The following is a 20,210-nucleotide window of genomic DNA, read 5'->3' as shown; positions in this document are numbered from 1 at the left end:
GCGCCCTTCACTTCGAAGGGGACGGGTTGGCCAGGCGGGCGTGGCGGTGGCCGTAGAGGAAGTAGATCGCCAGGCCGAGGACCAGCCAGGCGCCGAAGCGGATCCAGGTGATGACGTCCAGGTTGGACATCAGGTACAGGCATGCCAGGGCCGAGATGATCGGCAGTACCGGTGACAGTGGCATCTTGAACGGGCGGTGCAGGTCTGGCTTGCGGCTGCGCAGCACCGGCACCGCGATCGAGACGATGACGAAGCCGGATAGCGCGCCGATGCTGACCATGTCGGCCAGCTCCGAGATCGGGATGAACCCCGCCAGCAGCACCTCGCGCCGTACTGCGCGAACGTCGCCTCGGCCTCCCGCTGAACCGTCAGCGCTGGATTCTTCACGAAGCCGTTCGGCCCCTGCACTAGCAGTGCGGAGCCGTTGACCAGCTTGGTCGCCTGCTTGTACCGGGCCAGCGCCTCGCACACCACCACGAAGGCGTCCACGTCCCACGGGGTGAGCACGCCGACCGCGATCAGGCTGGGCGCCAGCCGGTCCCATGCGGCGCGGGCGTCGTCGGACAGATCCTCCGGCGGTGTGACCTCGCCCTCGGGCGGGGTCGGCTCGGCGTCGTTGATCCGGTCCTTGCGGTCGCCGTGCAGCACGCGAAGTGCCGTGGGTTTCGGAGCAGTACCCCGTTTGCCCATATGGCTGCCTCCAGTCAACAACTGCGCCCAAGTATTTGTACATGAGTAGACTTACTGGCATCCATTGGATGTAGACGAAAGTAGTCACCCAAAGCGATTCTTGAAAAGCGTCGATACCGATGATTTGATCACGAGCGTGTTCACAAGAAACCAACCGAGCAAGCGAAAGAATCGATTCCCGTCCCGCGCCGTCGCGATCGCGGCAACCTCGCTCGCTCTCGGTGGAATTATGACCGGGTATGCCAACGCGGGATCCAGTGATATCGACGTAAAGGCCGTGAGGGCTTGGGCGTGCTTCGACGGATCCGCGCTTCCGGACTCGGTTGTCGCTGAGTATGGGCCGCCGAACGGGCAGACGATTCGAATGCGGTGCGGTAGCCCTGGCGGTATCGGCGTGCTCCATGTCGACACCGAACATGAGATCCTAGAGGGAACTGCCGACGCTTTCCAGAACTGCCTTCTTGACACAATGGTTCACGGGCGCTGGGACCGGCCCGGCAGCAATCCAGCCTACTCTGTGTGGGCCTGGAGATTTGGCCCTGGCCCTAACGACGTCGCCGAGTTTGTCTACCAAAACGGCGATGGAGAAGGGGTAACCTTCTACACGAGGGGTCCTGTCAGCAACGATTGGGTACGTTGCGACGCCGCCTAGCCTGAACGCGATCTTTCCAATATAATGCCGCCATGGAAGGTGACTCTACGATTTCGGAAAAGTTCGATGTCGCACTGACTATCAAGAATGGGTGGTGTGAGCTCTCGGTCGAAACTGACGAGCAAACTCATTCATTTAAGGCCACGTTCATGCGGAATGCTCTGAATAATCTTGTCGAGGCGACGCTCGCCTTGGCAGAGGGTGCTGATGTTGCGTGCGTCCTGTGGGGGGGAGAAGGGAACGCCCCCGGGGCAAATGTCTTTCTGGATATGTCGTTGGACCACTACGGCAATATGGGTGTTGCCGTACACGAAGCCGAGCACTGGACGTGGCTTCAGCCGACGACGAAGTGGACGCCGCGCAGGGGAAAGTGCTTGCTTGAAGCATACGTACCCTTCTCGGGCTTCCTAGTTGGACTCACGCGAGAACTTCAGCGCATTCGAGTCAATGATACGGACGAGTCCGCCTTCATTACGCAATGGCGTCACTCGTTTCCTGCGGCCAAGTTTGAAGCTCTCGAACGCATTGGTGGACGCCATGGCTATATTCCGCGTTCCAAAGAAGAGTTGAACAGGCTTAGCAATCCATAAACAGAAGGAGTTAATTTTCGAATGCGTGTAACTGGGGTAATTTTCGGGGTGTTGGCGCTCGCTCTGGCGCTTTCACCTGCCGCATCGGCTTCCCAGGACGGCTCAGTCGCATCCCCTCCGGCACCCGCCTGCGTCACCTGGAAAGTTCAGGAGGGGGGCTTCCTTTATTGGACGATGCGCATCCACAACGATTGTAGGACTCCTCAGTACGTGAGGATTGATACGACCGACGCGCCGGACACTGCTTGCATCAACGTTGCTCCGTATCAGTTCGCAGATGTTGAGATGGCTGCGCCGTCCAGCGGCGATCCGAATGACGGCTACATTCGCGGCATAGTCTTGTGTGGATAGTCGGGGCCAAGGTTGGGTGCGCCAGCAACTGGCGCACCCAACCTTTTACGTGCCGGAGCTGCGCCCGCAGCGCCCGCTGCCCGGCGGCTGCGGAACATGCTGCCCGCAACCCGGCGGACCGCTCCACCTCCAAGTCGGAACCGCATGGCCTCCTCCTTCCCTTACTCGTCGTCCATCTCCACGCCGAGCACCCTGGCCACGGCGTAGCCGTCCATGTACTTGTCGCCGATCGCCAGCAGTCCAGCGTTGCGGAGGAACTTCTCGTGATGATCTTGTGTAGCGCTACGAGTAGCAGACGCCGTATCAAGATCGACAACACCGGTCCTGACCTGGGAGGACACATGCTGTCCGATTTATCGGTCAGATGCGCCCTTCACTTCGAAGGGGACGGGTTGGCCAGGCGGGCGTGGCGGTGGCCGTAGAGGAAGTAGATCGCCAGGCCGAGGACCAGCCAGGCGCCGAAGCGGATCCAGGTGATGACGTCCAGGTTGGACATCAGGTACAGGCATGCCAGGGCCGAGATGATCGGCAGCACTGGTGACAGTGGCATCTTGAACGGGCGGTGCAGGTCTGGCTTGCGGCTGCGCAGCACCGGCACCGCGATCGAGACGATGACGAAGCCGGATAGCGCGCCGATGCTGACCATGTCGGCCAGCTCCGAGATCGGGATGAACCCCGCCAGCAGCATGATCACCACCGCGCCGCCGATGGTCATCCGGTGCGGCGTGCCCCACTTCGGGTGCACCTGCGAGAGCTTCGGCGGCAGCAGGCCGTCGCGGCTCATCGCGAAGCCGATGCGGCCGATGGTGACCAGTTCGACCATCATCACCGACGTCAGCCCGGTCACCGCGCCCAGCGCGATCAGCGCCGCCACCCACGGCTGGCCGACGGACTGGAACGCCGCCGCCAGCGGAGCGGCCTCGTCGATCTGCCGGTAGTCGACCATCGCGGTGAGCACGATCGCGACCGCCACGTACAGCACGGTGCACACGATCAGGCTGCCCAGCAGCCCGACGGGCAGGTCGCGCTTGGGGCGCTTGGTCTCCTCTCCGAGGTTGGCCAGCGCCTCGAAGCCGGTGTAGGCGAAGAACACGATCGCCGCCGCGGTGAACATGCCGCCGATGCCGTACATCGACTGCTCCATGCCCAGCGCCGCCTGCAGCAGCGGCTGCTCCAACCCGCTCGCGGTTTCCGGCGCGGGCTGGGCCGGCGGGATGAACGGGGTGAGGTTGGCGCCGTTGAAGAAGAACAGCCCCGCGACGATCACCAGCACGCACACCGCGACCTTGACCACCACCAGCGCGTTGGTCACCCACGACGATTCGCGGATGCCGACCACCGCGATGACGGTGAGGATCGCGATGATCAGGATCGCGCCGACGTTGATCGTGGCGTCCTCGCCGAACCACTGCGGCGGCAGGCCGAGCAGGTTCGCGACGTAACCCGACCAGCTGCGCGAGACCACCGCCGCGCCGAGCGCGAACTCCAGCAGCAGGTCCCAGCCGATGATCCAGGCGAACAACTCGCCCAGCGTGGCGTACCCGTACGTGTAGGCGCTGCCTGCGGTCGGCACCGCCGACGCGAGCTCGGCGTACGCGAGCGCGGCGAGTGCCGCGACGACGCCGCCGACCACGAACGACAGCACCACCGAGGGGCCGGCGTGCTCCTTGGCCTCGATCCCGGCCAAGGTGAAGACGCCGGTGCCGATGATGATGCCGATGCCGAATCCGACCAGGTCGCGCCCGGTGAGCCGGCGGATCAGACCGCTGCGCTCGCCGCGGGTCAGGACGTCCTCGACGGGCATTGTTCGAAAGACGCTCACAGGCAGGCACCGTAGATGACTCCCGCGCCAACGCCCAGTGAACAATCGCTATGAGTGTCGATGAGGGCACGAAAAGTTATCAACGCCGATGTGAGATCGGCACGAACCGGGAGGAACCGGACGACGATTTCGCGCGAAATCGTCGTTCCGCGTGAGGGCGGTGCGCCGTTTTCGCGCGAAACCGTCGCGTTCCACGCGTGTCGGGCGCCGTTTTCGCGCGAAAACGGCACCCGACACGGTGCCGATCAGGCGGGCACCGAGGAGGTGTCCCGCTCCCACGCGCGGTGCTTGCCGAGAGCAGCGGCGAACTCCGCGATGAACCCCTCCGGCAGCGCGCCCCCGGTGTGCGCGGCTGTGACCACGCCGAGCTCGGTCACCACGCCGTCGGTGCCGGTGGGCTTGCGGGCCTCCGCAACCCCAGCCCGTTGCAGCAGTTCCATGCCCTCGTCGCTGGCCGCCACCGGCTTGTTGTGCTTGTAGGCCTCGGCCACGAAGTGCACGGCGAACCCGTCGCCGGAAAGCGCCCGGACGCTTTCCGCGCCGCCCGGCACGATCACGCCGTCGTAGAGCACCGAGCCCATCGTGTTCATGGCGCGGTCGACCGGGACCTCGTCGCCGTCGGCGCTGCGGACGTCGCCGTCGCGCAAGCCGAGGACCTCCGCCATCGCTCCCCGCTCGGACAGCTCGCGCCGGATCTGCGAGACTTCGGTGGCGTCCACGCCGTCGGCGACCAGCACCGCGACGCGGCGGGTCGCGATGGTGTCGGCGCCCTGGTTCACCAGGCTCAGGGCGGGGGAGCTGCGGCCGTGGTTGGGCGTGCCGCCGCTCGGGGCCGCCACCCCGACGCCTTCGGCCACCGCCACGGCCAGCTCGTGGTCGATCTGCTCGATCTGCTGCACCACGGTCTCGCGGACGTGCTGGTGGTCGACCTTGCCGAGCTCGAAGCGGAACGCCGCGACGATGTGCTCCCTCTCCCAGGGCGCCATGCTGTTCCAGAACAGCGTGGCCTGGCCGTAGAAGTCCTTGAAGCTCTCGCTGCGCTTGCGGATCTTGTGCCCCTCGACCTTCTCCTGGTAGTGCGTGAAGGCGCCCTCATCGGCCAGCGCCGGGCAGCCGCCGCTGAGGCTGTTCTTGAAGTAGCTGGTCCGTCCTCTGTGGACGCGTTGCTGGCCGTAGCCGTCCCGCTGGTTGTTGGCGACCTCGGCCACCGGGCGGTTCACCGGCAGCTGCGCGAAGTTCGGGCCGCCCAGCCGGATCAGCTGGGTGTCCAGGTACGAGAAGTTGCGGGCCTGCAGCAGCGGGTCGTTGGTGAAGTCGATGCCCGGCACTACGTTGGCGGTGTGGAAGGCGACCTGCTCGGTCTCGGCGAAGAAGTTGTCCGGGTTGCGGTCCAGCACCATCCGGCCCACCGGCCGAACCGGCACGACCTCCTCCGGGATGATCTTGGTGGCGTCCAGCAGGTCGAAGTCGAAGTCGAACTCCCGGGACTCCTCGACCAGCTGCACGCCCAGCTCGTACTCCGGGAACTGCCCGGCCTCGATCGACTCCCACAGATCGCGGCGGTTGTAGTCGGGGTCCTTGCCGGCGATCTTCTGGCACTCGTCCCACACCAGCGAATGGCTGCCCAGCAGCGGCTTCCAGTGGAACTTCACGAACGTCCCACGGCCCTGCGCGTCGACCAGCCGGAAGGTGTGCACCCCGAAGCCCTGCATCATCCGGTAGCTGCGCGGCAGCGCCCGATCGGACATCAGCCACATGACCATGTGCAGGGTTTCCGGCTGCAGCCCGACGAAGTCCCAGAAGGTGTCGTGCGCCGAGGCCGCCTGCGGCATCTCGTTGTCCGGTTCGGGTTTCACCGCGTGCACGAAGTCGGGGAACTTGATGCCGTCCTGGATGAAGAACACCGGCATGTTGTTGCCGACGAGGTCGTAGTTACCCTCGTCGGTGTAGAACTTCGTGGCGAATCCGCGCACGTCCCGCACCGTGTCGGCGGAGCCGCGCGAGCCCGCGACGGTGGAGAACCGCACGAAGACCGGGGTGCGGCGGCCCGGATCGGTCAGGAACTGCGCGGTGGTGAGGTCGGCGAGGCCGTTGTCTTCGTAGGGCTGGAAGTGTCCGTAGGCGCCCGCGCCGCGCGCGTGCACCACGCGCTCCGGGATCCGCTCGTGGTCGAAGTGGGTGATCTTCTCGCGGGCCTGGAAGTCCTCCAGCAGCGTCGGGCCGCGTGCTGGCTCCCCTCGATGTCGGCTAACAGCACAGGGGGTTCCCGGCCGCCCGGACCGGTATTCGCCGGCTACGAGCCCAGCGCGGCGGGCAGCCAGTGCAGCAGCTCCGGCGCGCCGGCGACGATCAGGAAGTGCGCCGACCGGCCGACGAGGCTCGCGAGCAGGAAACCCAGCAGCGGGATGCCGGCCGCGCCGGAGAGGAAGCACATCAGGCTGTAGGGCGGGATGCCGGGCACGGCGCTGAGGCACAGCACGCCCAGACCCCACCACGGGCGCTCCTCGGTCCGCTGGTGGAACTTCTCCAACCAGCCGGCCCACCGGCCCTTCCGCTTGGCCTCGACGCGCTTGCGCAACCGCTCGCCGAGCGCGAAGCCGCCCTTGCCCGCCAGGTAGAACAGCGTCTTCCCGGCGACCTGGCCGACGGCCGCGGCCAGCCCGAACGCCCACCAGCTGACGCCATCCACGGTGGAGACCACGCCGAGCAGGTAGAGCTCGATGTTGACCAGCGGGAACACGCTGCCGAGCGCGGCGGTGCCCGCGGTGGCCAGCAGCCACCCGATCACCGGACCACCCGGCCAACGGCACTCCCGCGCTGCGAACCCGGACGGTCGATCAAGTCAGGTGCTCCGTAGCTGCTGAAACAGGGCCGCCCGAGCCTACCGACCCGAACGGGTCACACCCCAACCGGGCGGCCCGGCCGGCTGAGCGGCGCCTCCGCCGACCTCAGGCGTCCGCGGCTCGGTGCCGTCGTGCGGGTGTCGGCGCGGCGTTTTCGCGCGAAAGCGGCGTTTTCCACGCCTGGCGGTGCCGTTTTCGCGCGAAAACGCCCAGATCACCCGATCGGCGCGGGCTCGGAGTTCGGCCGGAGTGGCTCCGTCACGCCTCGCCGGAGCGGGTGGGGTCGGCGTCGGGGTCCCAGGAGAGGAGGCGGACCCGGCTCACCGTCTGGAGGTGGCGGCGCATGGCCGTGACCGCCGCGCGCGGGTTGCCCTCCCGGATCGCTTCGGCGATGCGTTCGTGCTGGGCCAGCGACTTGCCCGGCCGGTTGGGCTGGCGCAGCGACTCCTGGCGGCTCTCCGCGATCTCGGTCGCGATGGTGCGCATGAAGTCGGCCAGCAGCGAGCTGTGCGCGGCGGCGGTGATCGCGGCGTGGAACCGGCGGTCGCCCTCGTTGCCGAGCCCGCCTTCGGCGATCTCGCGGCGCATGTCCGCCAGTGCCGCGTCGATTTCCGCGAGGTCGGCGTCCGTGCGCCGCTGCGCGGCCAGCTCCGCGAGCTTGGTCTCCAGCGCTTCGCGCGCTTCCAGGACGTCCGGCAGGCGGCGCTTGCGCGCCACGAGCTCGGCGACGGGTTCCGCGTCCAGCGACTCGCGGCGCAGGTAGGTGCCGCCGCCGTGGCGGACCTCGACGAGGCCCTGCACCTCCAGCACCACGATCGCCTGCTTGACCGACGCGCGGCTGACGCCGAGGCGCTCCGCGAGCTCCCGCTCCGGGGGGAGCCGGTCGCCGACGCGCAGGCCGGAATCCGCCACGTGCTCCCGCAGTCGCTGCACCACCTGCTCGTACAGGCGCGGGCGGGCGAGCGGTCGCAGGGCTTCGGACACCGGGTTTCCTCCAGGCCGGACGGATGGTGATCAGGCTAACACCGACCTTTTGGTCGAGTGGATGAGCCAATTTTGCCACATCCACTTGACGCGGTGTCCGAAACGGCGCAAAAGTGGTCGAGCCAGTGGACCAATGCCGGCTCGCCGGGCATCGCGGGTCCGCGGGCGGGACATTGACGAACGTGGAGGTGGTCATGGCCGGCGCGGCGCAGGTGCTGTTCCCCAAGTTGCGGAAGCCCGACGAGAAGGAAGCGTTGCGCTTCGGCGAGAAGGCGCTGACCTACCGGGAGCTGGCGGCGGTGGCCGCCGGGATCGCGGAGCGCGTCGGGACAGCGAAGCGGATCGCGGTCTGGGCGACGGCGTCGCCGGAGACCTGCGCGGCGGTCATCGGCGGGCTGAGCGCGGGCGTCGCGGTGGTGCCGATCAACCCGAAGGTGGGGGAGCGCGAGCTCGCGCACATCCTCGGCGACAGCCGGCCGGAACTGCTGTTCGCACCGCCCGGTTTCCAGCGGCCGCAAGGCCTCGGCGACGTCCCGGTGCACGAGGTCGACCTGGACGTGCGCGGCGGAGAACTGCCGCCGGAAGCGGACGAGGACGACCCCGCGCTGATCGTCTACACCTCGGGCACCACCGGGCCGCCGAAGGGCGTCGTGCTGCCGCGCCGCGCGATCCGCGCCAACCTCGACGCGCTGGCGGAGGCCTGGGAGTGGACCGAGCGCGACGTGCTGGTGCACGCCCTGCCGCTGTTCCACGTGCACGGGCTGATCCTCGGCACGCTCGGCCCGGTCCGGCTGGGCGGCACCGTCCACCACGTGGGCAAGTTCTCCTCCGCCGCCGTGGCCGAGGAGCTCGCCGGGCCCGCGACGATGATGTTCGGCGTGCCGACCATGTACCACCGGCTGGCCGAGGACGCCGAGCTCGACCCGCAGATCGGGCGGTCGGTCGGCAAGGCCCGGCTGCTGGTCTCCGGCTCCGCGGCGCTGCCGGCGGTGGAGCACGAGCGCATCGAGCGGCTGACCGGCCAGCGGGTCGTGGAGCGCTACGGCATGAGCGAAACGATCATGAACTGCGGCGTGCGGGCCGACGGCGACCGGCGGCCCGGCTACGTGGGGCGCCCGTTCGCCGGGGTCGAGCTGAAGCTCGTCGACGAACAGGGCGGCGAGATCACCGCCAGCGACGACGAGACCGTCGGCGAGATCCTGGTGCGCGGCTCGAACCTGTTCAGCGGCTACCTGAACCGGCCGGACGCCACCGAGGCGGCGTTCGCCGACGGCTGGTTCCGCACCGGCGACGTGGCCACCCGCGCGCCGGACGGTTACATCCGGATCGTCGGCCGCAAGGCCACCGACATCATCAAGAGCGGCGGCTACAAGATCGGCGCGGGCGAGATCGAGAACTGCCTGCTGGAGCACCCGGCGGTCGCCGAGGTCGCGGTCACCGGCGAGCCCGACGCCGACCTGGGTGAGCGGATCATCGCCTGGATCGTGCGCGCGCCCGGTCAGGAGCCCGCCGAGCAGGAGCTGGCCGACCACGTGGCCCGCCTGCTCACCCCGCACAAGCGGCCGCGCGAGGTGCGGTTCCTGGACGCGTTGCCGCGCAACGAGATGGGCAAGGTGCAGAAGAAGGCGCTGCAGCATGGCTGAGCACACCGCTGCTCGCGCGGTCGTCGAGTCGGTCAGCCGGGGGTTCGAGGAGTTCGAGCCCCCGGCCGGTCCGCGGGCCGGGGACGGCCCGCTGGGCTGGCCCGGCTACGACGAGCAGCGCGCCCGCGCGACCGCGCGGACCGGCTCGGAGGAGTCGGTCCTGTGCGGTCGTGGCTGGGTCGGGCAGCGGCAGGCGGTGCTCATCGCCTTCGACTTCGCCTACCTCGGCGGCTCGGTCGGGGAGGCGGACGGGGCGCGCATCGTCGCGGCGTTCGAGCAGGCCCGGGAGCTGCGGCTGCCGGTGATCTCGCAGGTGGCCTCCGGCGGCAGCCGGATGCAGGAGGGGATCTGCGCCCTGCGCCAGCTGCAGGAGATCGCGCGGGCCTGCCTGCTGACCCGCCAGGACCGGATCCCGCACATCGCGGTGCTGCGCGATCCCACCACCGGCGGCATGTGGGTGGCGCTGGCGGCCGCGGCCGACGTCGTGCTGGCCTCGCCCGGCGCGGCGGTCGCCTTCGGCGGCAGCCGGGTGCGCGACGCGTCCGAAACCGGCGAGGCGTTCCACGCCGAGGGCAAGCTGGCCGACGGCCAGGTGGACCAGGTCGTCGACGACGCGGAGCTGCCTACTGCGCTGGCGGGCCTGGTATCGCTGCTGCATCCGCAGCGCCTGGTGCGGCCGCCGGAACCGGCCCCGATCCCGGCGTCGCTGTCCGGCGGCGAGCCGCCTGCAACGGGCTGGGAAGCCGTGCAGCGGGCGCGCTCGGCGGACCGGCCGCGCGCAGGGGCGTACCTGGACGCCTACTTCACCCGGCGCTTCGAGATCAGCGGCGACCGCGCCGGCGGCCGGGACAGCGGGATGATCTGCGGCTTCGGCGACCACGACGGGCGCACGGTCGCGTTCGCCGCCCAGACGGGCACCGCGAACACCCCGGCCGGGTTCCGCACCGCGGCCCGGCTGATCCGGCTCGCCGATCAGCTCGGCGTCCCGGTGCTGACGCTGGTGGACACCCCGGGCGCGGCCAACGACGCGGCGGCCGAGCGCGGCGGCATCGGGCCGGCCATCGCGGAGGTGTTCGCCGCGGTCGCCGACGCCCGGGTGCCGGTGACCACGCTAGTCATCGGGGAGGGCGGTTCGGGCGGTGCGCTGGCGCTGGCCGCGCCGGAGCGGACCTGGATCACCTCGGACGCCTACTTCGCGGTCATCGCGCCCGAATCCAGCGCGGCCATCCTCAAGCGCGACCCGGCGGAGGCGCGGGACCTGGCCGACCACCTGCGGCTGCGCCCCCAGGACCTGCTGGACCTGGGCTTCGTCCAGGGCATCGCGCGGTGATGCCCACCGCGAACTCGCGGTGGACATCAGCTCGACTCCGGTGGCTATTGGGCATGCGCAAGTCGGGGCTCCCACAGTCCAGGCGGCGGCGGTAATTCCCGCAGGGGGACCGCCACCCGCACCGCCACGCGAGACGAGTCTGGAAACAGCCCCTACATGTGGGTGCCGCCGTCGATGCGCAGTTCGGTGCCGGTGACGAACGCGCCGTCGTCGGAGGCCAGCATCGCCACCACGCCCGCGACCGTCTCCGGCCCCGCCATGCCCTGGCCGATGGCGGGCATGAGCTTCGCGAACAGGCTCATGTCGGCGTCCTCCGGCAGGCCCGGGCCGCGGCCGGTCGTCATGCCGCTGCTGATCGAGCCGGGCGCCACGGCGACCGCGCGCAGGCCCTGCTTGGCGTACTCGCCGGCCAGCACGTGGGTGAACGACTGGATACCGCCCTTGGAGGCCGCGTAGGCCGCCATGTAGGGGTGCGTGAAGCTCGCCGAGGTCGAGCTGAAGTTGACCACGACACCGTGCCCGGACTCCAGCAGCGCGGGCAACGCCTCGCGGGTCATCAGGAACGTGCCGGTCAGGTTGACCGCCAGGATCGTGTTCCAGAAGTCCAGCGTGGTCTCGTGCGTGTGCGCCGACCGCAGGATGCCCGCCGCGTTCACCAGCACGTCGAGTCCGCCGAGCGTTGCCACGACCTCGGCCACGCCCGCGCGCACGGAGCTCTCGTCGGCGACGTCCACCACGGCGGTGGTCAGCCGCTCGGCGGTGCCGTTCTCGGCGGCGGTGGCGGCGGTGGCCGCCAGGCCCTCCTCGCTGCGGTCGAACCCGATGACCCGGCCGCCCTCGGCGAGGATCCGGTGCACCGTGGCCTGCCCGATGCCCGAACCGGCCCCGGTGATCAGGATGCGACGTCCTTCGAAGCGCTCCATGGGAGTTCCCTCTCTTCTGCACGGAATCGACACATCGTGTCTACGTGGCACAACATGCCACATTGCCACCTTATACCTAAACTGGGGGAGTGAACCTCACCGAACGCCGCAAGGCCGCCACCCAGCTGGAAATCGCCCGCATCGCCGCAGCGCTGTTCGCCGAGCGCGGCTCCGACGGCACGACAGCTGAGGCCATCGCCGAGCGCGCCGGGGTGAGCCTTCGCACCTTCTACCGCTACTTCCGCACCAAGCAGGACTCAGTCGCGCCGTTGCTGGCGTTCGGTGCCCGGCGCTGGCAGGACCTGCTGGCGGCCACGCCGCGCGACATTCCGCTGCCGGATGCGCTGGAACAGGCCGCCGAACGCGCCTTGGCCGTCCGCGACGAGGAGGACGTCGAGTCCTTCGGGTGGACGCGGGGCCTGCTGCGCGCGGCCGCCGGCGATCCCGCGCTGCTGGCGGTGTGGGCGAGCGTCAACCAGGAGTCGGAGCAGCAGCTCGTGCCGCTGCTCGCCGAACGCGCCGCCGATGATCTGCAGATCCGCCTGCTGGCCGCGGCGGCCACGGCCGCGATCCGGGTGGCCGTCGAGGCGTGGGCGGTGAGCGACGCCCCTGCGGACGGCGCGGGGTCGGCCGCGGAGCTCGCCGTCCGCTGCATGCGCGAGCTCACTGCGGGTCTCGGCCGCTAGTTCGGCCGGGTTAGGAAGCCTCGGCATTCGTGGCGCGGCAGATTGCGCTCGGTGATCAATGCCACCTCGATGGAGGGAAGATCCGAACACGTCCGTGTTCTAAACTCAGGCTCGCCTGACAAAGGTTAGGCTTGCCTGAGTTGACAGAAGGGCGCGATGAACCGGACGGGGATCGGCGGCAAGGTCGCCATCGTGACAGGCGCGGGTCAGGGCATCGGGGCGGCGGTGACCACCGCGCTCGCCGAGCTCGGCGCCACGGTCGCGGCCGTGGACCGAAACGGCGAGCAGGCCGAAGCCGTGGCCGCCGAGCTGACCGGGCGCGGCCACGCGGTCCATGCCTACCGCGCCGACGTCGCGGACGCCGCCGCTGTCAACGACGTCGTGGACCGAGTCGAGCGCACGCACGGCCCCATCGACGTCCTCGCCAACGTCGCGGGCGTGCTGCAGGTCGGTACCGTGCAGGAACTCACCGACGAGGACTGGCACCGCACCTTCGCGGTCAACACCACTGGGGTGTTCAACCTGTCCCGCGCGGTGTCCAAGCACATGATCGGCCGGCGGCGCGGCGCCATCGTCACGGTCAGCTCGAACGCCGCCGGCGTGCCCCGGCACGGGATGTCCGCCTACGCAGCCTCCAAGGCCGCGGCGACGCTGTTCACCAAGTCGCTCGGACTGGAGCTCGCCGAGTTCGGCATCCGGTGCAACGTCGTCGCGCCCGGCTCCACGGACACCGAGATGCAGCGCGGGATGTGGGCCGACGAGCGCGGTGCCGAACGCGTCATCGCCGGCTCCCCGGAGACGTTCAAGGCGGGCATCCCGCTGCGCAAGCTCGCCACCCCGCAAGACATCGCCGACGCAGTCGTCTTCCTGGCCTCCGACCAGGCCGGGCACATCACGATGCACGACCTGTACGTCGACGGCGGCGCGACACTGCGCGCCTGACCACGCCTGCCGCACACCCGGAAAGGTTGCCATGACCACGATGGACAGTGAAACCGACAGCATCGGCCTCGTCGCGGACGACGAGGCGACCCGATTGCTGGCGGCGTACGAGGCAGGCTCGTCGTTCCTCTTCTCCGCGCCGCACGGCGTGCTCTTAGCTCGCGGCGTGTCCGCGATCGTCCCCAAGACCCAGTGCGCGCGCGAGGAACTGCCCCGGCGGGTGGCCGATTTCCTCAACAGCGCAACGGAATTCGGCCGCCGCAACCCGATGGTGGTGGGTGCGGTGCCGTTCGGTGAGAGCCTGCCCGCGCACCTGGTGCTGCCCGACGAAGTGGTCCGGGCCGCGCCGTTGAACGTCGTGGTGTCGCAGCCGCCGCGCAACGGCGCGCCGGACTGCTCCGTCCGCCCGGTGCCCGCGCCCGCCGAGTACGAGCGCGGCGTCAGCCGGGTGCTGCGGCGGCTGGAAGTCGGCGAGCTGAGCAAGGTCGTCCTCGCGCGCTCCCTGGAGCTGACCGCCGCCGAGCCGATCGACGTCCGCGGCGTGCTGCGCAACCTCGCGCTCGCGGACCCGGCCAGCTACACCTTCGCGGTGGATCTGCCGCGGCACGGCGAGGACGGCACCCGCGACAGCTTCGGCGCGCCGCCGCCGCTGCGGCGCACCTTCCTCGGCGCCAGCCCGGAACTGCTGGTCTCCCGCCGCGGCATGCGGGTCCGGTCGAACCCGATGGCCGGTTCGCGGCCGCGCAGCACCGACCCGGTCGAGGATCAGCGCCGCGCCGCCGAACTGTCCACTTCGGACAAAGATCACCGCGAGCACGCCGCAGTCGTCGATGCGGTCGTGCAGGCGCTGCGCCCGTTCTGCCGCGACCTGCAGGTCCCCGCGCCGTCGGTGATCAGCACCGCCGCCATGTGGCACCTGGCCACCGAGATCACCGGCGAGCTCCGCGACCCGGCCACCTCCTCGCTGGAACTGGCCGACGCGCTGCACCCCACGCCCGCGGTCTGCGGCACCCCGCTGCAGCGCGCCCGCGACGTCATCGCCGAGACCGAACCGTTCGAGCGCGGCTACTACGCGGGCATGGTCGGCTGGTGCGACGCCGCCGGCGACGGCGAGTGGGTGGTCGCCATCCGCTGCGCCGACATCGAGGACGATTCGATGCGGTTGTACGCGGGCGCGGGCATCGTCGCGGGTTCCGACCCGGCCGACGAACTCGCCGAGACGTCCGCGAAGTTCCGCACCGCACTGTCCGCGATGGGCCTGGACCAGGCCGTCTGAGGGGGAGAACATGACCGCATCGCTACCCGGCTGCCCCACCTGGCCGGCGGAGTTCGCGCAGCGCTACCGGGCCGCGGGCTACTGGCGCGGCTACACCTTCGGGCAGCTGCTGCGCGAACGCGCCGCCGAACACCCCGACCGCACCGCCGTCGTCGACGGCGACCGCCGCGTCTCCTACCGGGATCTCGACGTCCGCGCCGACCGGCTCGCGGCCGGGCTCCGCGAGCTCGGCGTCGGCGCGGGCGACCGGGTCGTGGTGCAGCTGCCGAACATCGCCGAGTTCTTCGACGTGTGCTTCGCGCTGTTCCGGCTCGGCGCGATCCCGGTGTTCGCGCTGCCCTCGCACCGGCTGACCGAGATTTCCTACTTCTGCGAGTTCAGCGAGGCCACCACCTACATCACCGTCGACGTCGAGGCCGGGTTCGACCACCGGAAGCTGGCGGCCGAGGTCGTCGCGAAGGTCCCCGGCCTGCAGGTGCTGATCGCGGGTGAGTCCGGAGCTCGGGGTGAGGGGTGTCCCCGCAGTGACTTCCGGGCGCTGTCCGATGTGGACGCCGAACCCGCGGAGCTGGCCGGCCCGGAGCCCGGCGACATCGCCTTCCTGCAGCTCTCCGGCGGCAGCACCGGCGTGCCGAAGCTGATCCCGCGCACCCACGACGACTACATCTACTCCTTCCGCGCCAGCAACGAGATCTGCGGCGTCACCGCCGGCACGGTCTACCTCGGGGCGCTGCCGATCGCGCACAACTTCCCGATGAGCTCGCCCGGCACCTTCGGCGTGCTGCACGCGGGCGGCACTGTGGTGCTGGCCCGGCGGCCCAGCCCGGACGAGGTGTTCCCGCTGATCGAGCGCGAGCGCGTCACGCTCCTCGCGGCCGTGCCGCCGCTGGCGCTGGTGTGGCTGGACGCCGCCGTGAACACCGAGCACGACCTGTCCAGCCTGGAAGTGCTGCAGGTGGGCGGCGCCAAGTGCAGCGAAGAGGTCGCGCGGCGGGTGCGGCCGGTGCTCGGCGCCACCCTGCAGCAGGTGTTCGGCATGGCCGAGGGCCTGGTCAACTACACCCGCCTCGACGACCCCGAGGACGTCGTCCTCGGCACGCAGGGCCGCCCGATCTCGCCGGACGACGAGGTCCTCGTCGTCGACGACGAGGACAACCCGGTGGCACCGGGCGAAACCGGGCACCTGCTCACCCGGGGGCCCTACACCATCCGCGGCTACTACCGGGCCGAGGAGCACAACGCCCGGGCGTTCACCGCTGACGGCTTCTACCGCACCGGCGACGTCGTCCGGCTCACGCCGGAGGGCAACGTCGTCGTCGAAGGCCGGGCGAAGGACCAGATCAACCGCGGCGGCGAGAAGATCGCCGCCGAGGAGGTGGAGAACCACCTGCTGGCGCACCCGGCGGTGCACGACGCCGCGGTGGTGTCGATGCCCGACGACTACCTCGGCGAGCGCAGCTGCGCGTTCGTCGTGCCGCGCGGCACCCCGCCGAAGGCGCGGGAGCTGATCAAGTTCGTGCGCGAACGCGGCCTGGCCGCGTACAAGGTGCCGGACCGGGTCGAGTTCGTCGAGCAGTTCCCGCAGACCGGGGTCGGCAAGGTCAGCAAGCGCGACCTGCGGGAGGCGATCTCCCGCGAGCTGGTCCCGGAGCTGCGGAACCGGACGTGAGCCGAGCGCCCGCAAACCACGACAGACAGGGAGGACCGGTGGCACTTCCGGCCATCGCACCGTACCGCGTGCCGCAGCAGGACGAGCTGCCCGAGAACCGGGTGGCCTGGCGGCCCGAGCCGGATCGCGCGGTGCTGCTGATCCACGACATGGAACGGCACTTCATCAACGCCTATCCGCGCAACAGCGAACCGCTCAACCAGGTGGTGCCGAACATCCACATGCTGCGCGAGCGCGCCCGTGCGGCCGGCGTGCCGGTGGTGTACTGCGCGCAGCCCGGCGGCCAGACGCCGGAACAGCGCGGGCTGCAGCTGGAGTGGTGGGGCCCGGGCGTCGCCGATCCGTCGCAGGAGGCGATCATCGACGAGCTGGCGCCCGGCGCCGGCGACGTGCAGCTGACCAAGTGGCGCTACAGCGCGTTCCAGCGCACCGAGCTCCGCGAGCTGCTGCGGGACTGGAACCGCGACCAGCTGATCATCACCGGCATCTACGCGCACATCGGCTGCCTGATGACGGCGGCGGAGGCCTTCCAGCAGGACGTCCAGGCGTTCCTGGCCGCCGACGCGGTCGCGGACTTCTCGCTGGCGGAGCACCGGATGGCGCTGGACTACGCCGCCAAGCGTTGTGCCGTGGTGGACACTTCGCGGGGGCTCGCGCGATCGCTGGTGCTGCACGAGTCCGAAGTGGCCTGACGAGTTTTCGGGGAGAACGTGGGAATGTCGCAGAAGTTGACGCTGGCAGACGTGCGGGCGCAGGTCGCCGAGCTGCTGTACGAAGACCCGGCGGAGCTCACCGACGAGGAGAACCTCATCGACTGGGGTCTGGACTCGGTGCGGATCATGACGCTGGTGGAGAACTGGCGCCGCCTCGGCGTCCAGATCACCTTCGCCGACCTCGCCGAACGCCCGACCCTGGCGGAGTGGTGGGCGGTCCTGGAACCCAAGCTCCCGGCAGGGGAGTGACGGACGCTAAAAGGCTGTTCTGGACGTGGTGCAGTCGGGTGTGTAGCGCGGGCTTTGTTCTTGAAGCGGCGCAGCCGCTTAGCCCACGCACGCAGCTTGCACCGCCGCGGGTTCTCAGGCGTCGCCTGGCGAGGACAGCCCCGATGCCGCGTATTGGTTCATACGTAAGTCGGGGGTCCCGGTGCCAGGCGACACCTGAGGTTCCGCCACCCGCACCGCCACGAAAAACGAGTCTGGAAATAGGTTCTCAGTCCTGCCAGGGGACTTGTGGGGAGCGGTAGTAGTCGATGCCGGATGCCGTCATGCGCGGGCCGTGGGTGGCCAGGCGCTGGCGGAAGGACTCCCAGTCATGGGTGGACTTGGGGGACCAGCCGAGCTCGGCGATGGCCGGCAGCCGGGGGAAGGCCATGAACTCGATGTGATCGGAGTTCTCCAGGGTCTCCGACCACAGCGGGGCCTCCACGCCGAGGATCGACTCCTCGGGCACGCCCTTGAGATAGCTGCCCGGATCCCAGCCGTAGGCGTCGGCGACCTCGATGTAGCCGGCCCAGTGCAGGCCCAGCTCGGTGTTCTCGTCGTACTTGTGGTCCAGGTAGGACAGGTTCGCCGGCGACGCCAGGATCTTGTTGCCGCGGGCGACCGCCTCGTCGAGCAGCGGATCGGTGTCGGTGGTGCCCCAGTACTGCAGCACCGCGTCGCCCTCGGGCGCGCCCTTGCCGTACTCGTGCCAGCCCAGCGCGGTCTTGCCGTACTTGGCGGGCAGCGGGAGCACCCGCTCGAAGAACTGCTTGTAGTCCTCGTCGGTGGTCGAGTGCGCCTCGTCGCCGCCGATGTGCAAGTACGGGCCGGGGGTGATCGCCGCGAGCTCGCGGATGACGTCCTCGACGAACCGGTAGGTGATGTCCTTGTCCACGCAGAACGAGCTGAAGCCCACCTCGATGCCGGTGTAAAGCGGCGGCGCGACGCCGTCGCAGTTGAGCTCGGCGTAGGAGGCCAGCGCGGCGTTGGTGTGCCCGGGCATGTCGATCTCGGGCACGACGGTGATGTGCCGGGACGCCGCGTACTCGACGATCTCCGCGTAGTCCTCCTGCGTGTAGTAGCCGCCCGGGCCGCCGCCGACCTCGGTGCTGCCGCCGTGCTCGGTCAGCCGCGGCCAGCTGTTGATCTGGATCCGCCAGCCCTGGTCGTCGGTCAGGTGCAGGTGCAGCCAGTTGATCTTGTAGCGGGCGACCTGGTCGATGTAGAGCTTGACCTGCTCCACGGTGAAGAAGTGCCGGGCGACGTCGAGCATCGTGGCCCGGTGCCCGAACCTCGGCTTGTCGACGATCTCGCCGCCGGGCACGGTCCACGGCCCGGACTGCTCGGTCGGGCTCTCGATCGCGGCGGGCAGCAGCTGTCGGAGCGTCTGCACGCCGTTGAACAGGCCTTCGGTGCTGCTCGCGTGGAGGCCGATGCCGTCGTCGGCCACCTGCAGGCGGTACCCGGCCGGGCCGAGCTCGGGGGATCCGTCCAGCGCCAGCGAGATCCCGCCGGGACCCTCGTTGACCGGGGCCGGGAAACCGGTGGCCGGGCGCAGGATCCCGGCCAGGTACTCGCCGACCTCGGCGGCGTCGCCGGCGGCCTCGATCGAGGTCTGCTCGGTGAGTTCGTAGGTGGTGCCGGGGGCGGGCCGCACCGACTCGGGTGCGGGGATGATGTTCTCCATCGCGGTGTTCTCCTCGGCCGGTGCGCCACCGGCGGGCGCTACGAGCCCACCGGTGAGCAGCGCACCCGCCACGACGGCGAGCGCTGCTTTGCGCACCGTCGGTAGGGGCGGTCTGGTCATGTGCCTCGCTCCATGATCGGGGAACGGCCCCATAAAGGTATAGACCATATTTGGAAGCGGCAGCCTCCAACTGGGCGTATCGGGCATGTCGAACGGTCGCCCGCCTCAACGAGCCCGGGTGAGCACCGCGCCGATGGACGCCGCGGTGACGCAACCGAGCGCGACGACCTGGGACGGGGTCAGCAGCTCGGCCAGCAGCAGCAGGCCCGCCGCGGCGCCGGCCGCGGGCTCCAGACTCTGCAGCACGCCGACGACCCTGGGCGGAATCCGGCGCAGCGCGGCCATTTCCAGCGAATAGGGCACGACCGCCGACAGCACGGCGATCCCCAGACCGGCCAGCAGAACGGCGGGCGAGAGCAACGCCGTCCCGGACTCGGCGATGCCGAACGGCAGCGCGATGACGGCGGCGCACGCGACGGCCAGCGCCAGCGGCGAGCCGTTGCTGCTGAGCCCGCCGACGCGATGGCTCAGCAGGAGGTAGCAACCCATGCCGACCGCCGACACCAGGGCGAGAGCGACGCCGATGGCCGGTAGCGGAGCGCCGATCGGGCCGCAGAACAGGAAAACACCCACCGCCGCCAGCGCGGCCCACAGCACGTCGTGCGGCCGCCGGGAGCCCAGGAGCGCTACGGAGAGCGGGCCGAGCAGCTGAAGCGTGCTGGCGACTCCCACCGGGAGGTGCGGCAGCGCGAGGTAGACCACGTTCATCGCCGCGATCGCCGCGCCGAACGCGATGATCAGCCCCCGCGAACGCCAACCCCGTGGGATCTGCGGGCGCCACAGGATCAGCAGCACCGCGGCCGCCATCGACAGCCGCAACGCCGCGACGCCGAGCGGCCCTGCGGCGGAGAACAGCTGCTTCCCGAAAGCCTGCCCGAACTGAACGCTGACCACAGCCCCCAGCACGAACAGGAACGGCGATGCGCCGGTAGCGGAGCGCTGCGGCGGGGTCGAAGTCTTCACGGCTGAAGCCTGGGGCTCACCGCCCGTTCAGGTCCATCTCGCATTTCTTCCGCGCATTG

General features: G+C 69.8%; 16 protein-coding genes and 3 pseudogenes. 9 read left to right on the top strand and 10 right to left on the bottom strand.

Features of this window, described 5'->3' with window-relative positions; all coding sequences use genetic code 11:
• Positions 1-7: 7 nt before the first annotated feature.
• Together E1288_RS12195 and E1288_RS12190 are read right to left on the bottom strand one after the other, a co-directional pair.
• Positions 8-319 (bottom strand): annotated as a pseudogene (locus E1288_RS12195) (amino acid permease C-terminal domain-containing protein); the annotation flags it as partial.
• Between the two features lie 32 nt (positions 320-351).
• A pseudogene (locus E1288_RS12190) lies at positions 352-690 on the bottom strand (P27 family phage terminase small subunit); the annotation flags it as partial.
• A 684-nt stretch (positions 691-1,374) separates the two neighbouring features.
• Here E1288_RS12190 and E1288_RS12185 point away from each other — a divergent pair.
• Complete coding sequence (locus E1288_RS12185; RefSeq protein WP_132484369.1) at positions 1,375-1,932, top strand: hypothetical protein; 558 nt, start codon at positions 1,375-1,377, stop codon at positions 1,930-1,932.
• Between the two features lie 512 nt (positions 1,933-2,444).
• Here the strand turns inward: E1288_RS12185 and E1288_RS12180 are convergent.
• From E1288_RS12180 to E1288_RS12160, 5 genes and pseudogenes are all read right to left on the bottom strand, one after another.
• Positions 2,445-2,624, bottom strand: coding sequence for a hypothetical protein (locus E1288_RS12180; RefSeq protein ID WP_132484367.1), 180 nt, complete (start codon positions 2,622-2,624; stop codon positions 2,445-2,447).
• Positions 2,625-2,656: 32 nt separating this feature from the next.
• Positions 2,657-4,087 (bottom strand): amino acid permease, encoded by a 1,431-nt coding sequence (locus E1288_RS12175; RefSeq protein WP_165968082.1) that lies wholly within the window; start codon positions 4,085-4,087, stop codon positions 2,657-2,659.
• A gap of 263 nt (positions 4,088-4,350) precedes the next feature.
• Positions 4,351-6,330 (bottom strand): annotated as a pseudogene (locus E1288_RS12170) (catalase); the annotation flags it as partial.
• 68 nt (positions 6,331-6,398) lie between these two features.
• Entirely contained in the window at positions 6,399-6,893 is a 495-nt protein-coding gene (locus tag E1288_RS12165; protein ID WP_132484363.1) for a VTT domain-containing protein, read from the bottom strand.
• A gap of 313 nt (positions 6,894-7,206) precedes the next feature.
• The gene (locus E1288_RS12160) at positions 7,207-7,932 is read right to left on the bottom strand and encodes a FadR/GntR family transcriptional regulator (protein ID WP_132484361.1); all 726 of its coding nucleotides are present in this window, start codon (positions 7,930-7,932) and stop codon (positions 7,207-7,209) included.
• A gap of 194 nt (positions 7,933-8,126) precedes the next feature.
• Here E1288_RS12160 and E1288_RS12155 point away from each other — a divergent pair, with 194 nt between their 5' ends.
• Both E1288_RS12155 and E1288_RS12150 read left to right on the top strand, forming a co-directional pair.
• A complete protein-coding gene (locus E1288_RS12155; protein WP_132484397.1) occupies positions 8,127-9,575 on the top strand; it encodes an acyl-CoA synthetase in 1,449 nt (482 codons plus the stop codon).
• Positions 9,568-10,905 carry a carboxyl transferase domain-containing protein gene (locus tag E1288_RS12150; RefSeq protein WP_132484359.1) on the top strand — a complete coding sequence of 446 codons (1,338 nt, stop codon included), beginning with the start codon at positions 9,568-9,570 and terminating at the stop codon, positions 10,903-10,905. The genes E1288_RS12155 and E1288_RS12150 overlap by 8 nt, the downstream gene beginning before the upstream one ends.
• A gap of 152 nt (positions 10,906-11,057) precedes the next feature.
• Here the strand turns inward: E1288_RS12150 and E1288_RS12145 are convergent, their stop codons facing one another.
• Positions 11,058-11,828 (bottom strand): SDR family NAD(P)-dependent oxidoreductase, encoded by a 771-nt coding sequence (locus E1288_RS12145; RefSeq protein ID WP_132484357.1) that lies wholly within the window; start codon positions 11,826-11,828, stop codon positions 11,058-11,060.
• An 89-nt stretch (positions 11,829-11,917) separates the two neighbouring features.
• Here E1288_RS12145 and E1288_RS12140 point away from each other — a divergent pair, with 89 nt between their 5' ends.
• From E1288_RS12140 to E1288_RS48735, 6 genes are all read left to right on the top strand, one after another.
• Complete coding sequence (locus tag E1288_RS12140; RefSeq protein ID WP_132484355.1) at positions 11,918-12,514, top strand: TetR family transcriptional regulator; 597 nt, start codon at positions 11,918-11,920, stop codon at positions 12,512-12,514.
• A 156-nt stretch (positions 12,515-12,670) separates the two neighbouring features.
• The gene (locus tag E1288_RS12135; protein ID WP_132484353.1) at positions 12,671-13,456 is read left to right on the top strand and encodes a 2,3-dihydro-2,3-dihydroxybenzoate dehydrogenase; all 786 of its coding nucleotides are present in this window, start codon (positions 12,671-12,673) and stop codon (positions 13,454-13,456) included.
• A 40-nt stretch (positions 13,457-13,496) separates the two neighbouring features.
• The gene (dhbC, locus tag E1288_RS12130; protein ID WP_207954306.1) at positions 13,497-14,732 is read left to right on the top strand and encodes an isochorismate synthase DhbC; all 1,236 of its coding nucleotides are present in this window, start codon (positions 13,497-13,499) and stop codon (positions 14,730-14,732) included.
• A gap of 10 nt (positions 14,733-14,742) precedes the next feature.
• Positions 14,743-16,401: a (2,3-dihydroxybenzoyl)adenylate synthase gene (locus E1288_RS12125; RefSeq protein ID WP_132484349.1), complete on the top strand. Its 1,659-nt coding sequence runs from the start codon at positions 14,743-14,745 to the stop codon at positions 16,399-16,401.
• Positions 16,402-16,439: 38 nt separating this feature from the next.
• Positions 16,440-17,093 carry an isochorismatase family protein gene (locus tag E1288_RS12120; protein WP_235883504.1) on the top strand — a complete coding sequence of 218 codons (654 nt, stop codon included), beginning with the start codon at positions 16,440-16,442 and terminating at the stop codon, positions 17,091-17,093.
• Positions 17,094-17,117: 24 nt separating this feature from the next.
• Positions 17,118-17,363, top strand: coding sequence for a phosphopantetheine-binding protein (locus E1288_RS48735; RefSeq protein ID WP_235883503.1), 246 nt, complete (start codon positions 17,118-17,120; stop codon positions 17,361-17,363).
• Between the two features lie 247 nt (positions 17,364-17,610).
• Here E1288_RS48735 and E1288_RS12115 read toward each other — a convergent pair whose 3' ends face one another.
• Both E1288_RS12115 and E1288_RS12110 read right to left on the bottom strand, forming a co-directional pair.
• Positions 17,611-19,188 (bottom strand): beta-N-acetylhexosaminidase, encoded by a 1,578-nt coding sequence (locus tag E1288_RS12115; protein ID WP_132484347.1) that lies wholly within the window; start codon positions 19,186-19,188, stop codon positions 17,611-17,613.
• Between the two features lie 105 nt (positions 19,189-19,293).
• Positions 19,294-20,151 carry an EamA family transporter gene (locus E1288_RS12110; RefSeq protein WP_235883502.1) on the bottom strand — a complete coding sequence of 286 codons (858 nt, stop codon included), beginning with the start codon at positions 20,149-20,151 and terminating at the stop codon, positions 19,294-19,296.
• Positions 20,152-20,210: the final 59 nt, after the last annotated feature.

The organism is Saccharopolyspora elongata, assembly GCF_004348985.1.
GTDB lineage: Bacteria > Actinomycetota > Actinomycetes > Mycobacteriales > Pseudonocardiaceae > Saccharopolyspora > Saccharopolyspora elongata.
This window is presented reverse-complemented; position numbering and strand designations above follow the sequence as displayed.

Excerpts from the sequence above, each read along its gene's own strand:
- E1288_RS12185 (WP_132484369.1), top strand. The coding sequence starts at position 1,375 with ATGGAAGGTGACTCTACGATTTCGGAAAAGTTCGATGTCGCACTGACT.
- E1288_RS12175 (WP_165968082.1), bottom strand. The coding sequence starts at position 4,087 with ATGCCCGTCGAGGACGTCCTGACCCGCGGCGAGCGCAGCGGTCTGATC.
- E1288_RS12155 (WP_132484397.1), top strand. The coding sequence starts at position 8,127 with ATGGCCGGCGCGGCGCAGGTGCTGTTCCCCAAGTTGCGGAAGCCCGAC.
- E1288_RS12150 (WP_132484359.1), top strand. The coding sequence starts at position 9,568 with ATGGCTGAGCACACCGCTGCTCGCGCGGTCGTCGAGTCGGTCAGCCGG.
- E1288_RS12145 (WP_132484357.1), bottom strand. The coding sequence starts at position 11,828 with ATGGAGCGCTTCGAAGGACGTCGCATCCTGATCACCGGGGCCGGTTCG.
- E1288_RS12135 (WP_132484353.1), top strand. The coding sequence starts at position 12,671 with ATGAACCGGACGGGGATCGGCGGCAAGGTCGCCATCGTGACAGGCGCG.
- dhbC (WP_207954306.1), top strand. The coding sequence starts at position 13,497 with ATGGACAGTGAAACCGACAGCATCGGCCTCGTCGCGGACGACGAGGCG.
- E1288_RS12125 (WP_132484349.1), top strand. The coding sequence starts at position 14,743 with ATGACCGCATCGCTACCCGGCTGCCCCACCTGGCCGGCGGAGTTCGCG.
- E1288_RS48735 (WP_235883503.1), top strand. The coding sequence starts at position 17,118 with ATGTCGCAGAAGTTGACGCTGGCAGACGTGCGGGCGCAGGTCGCCGAG.
- E1288_RS12115 (WP_132484347.1), bottom strand. The coding sequence starts at position 19,188 with ATGACCAGACCGCCCCTACCGACGGTGCGCAAAGCAGCGCTCGCCGTC.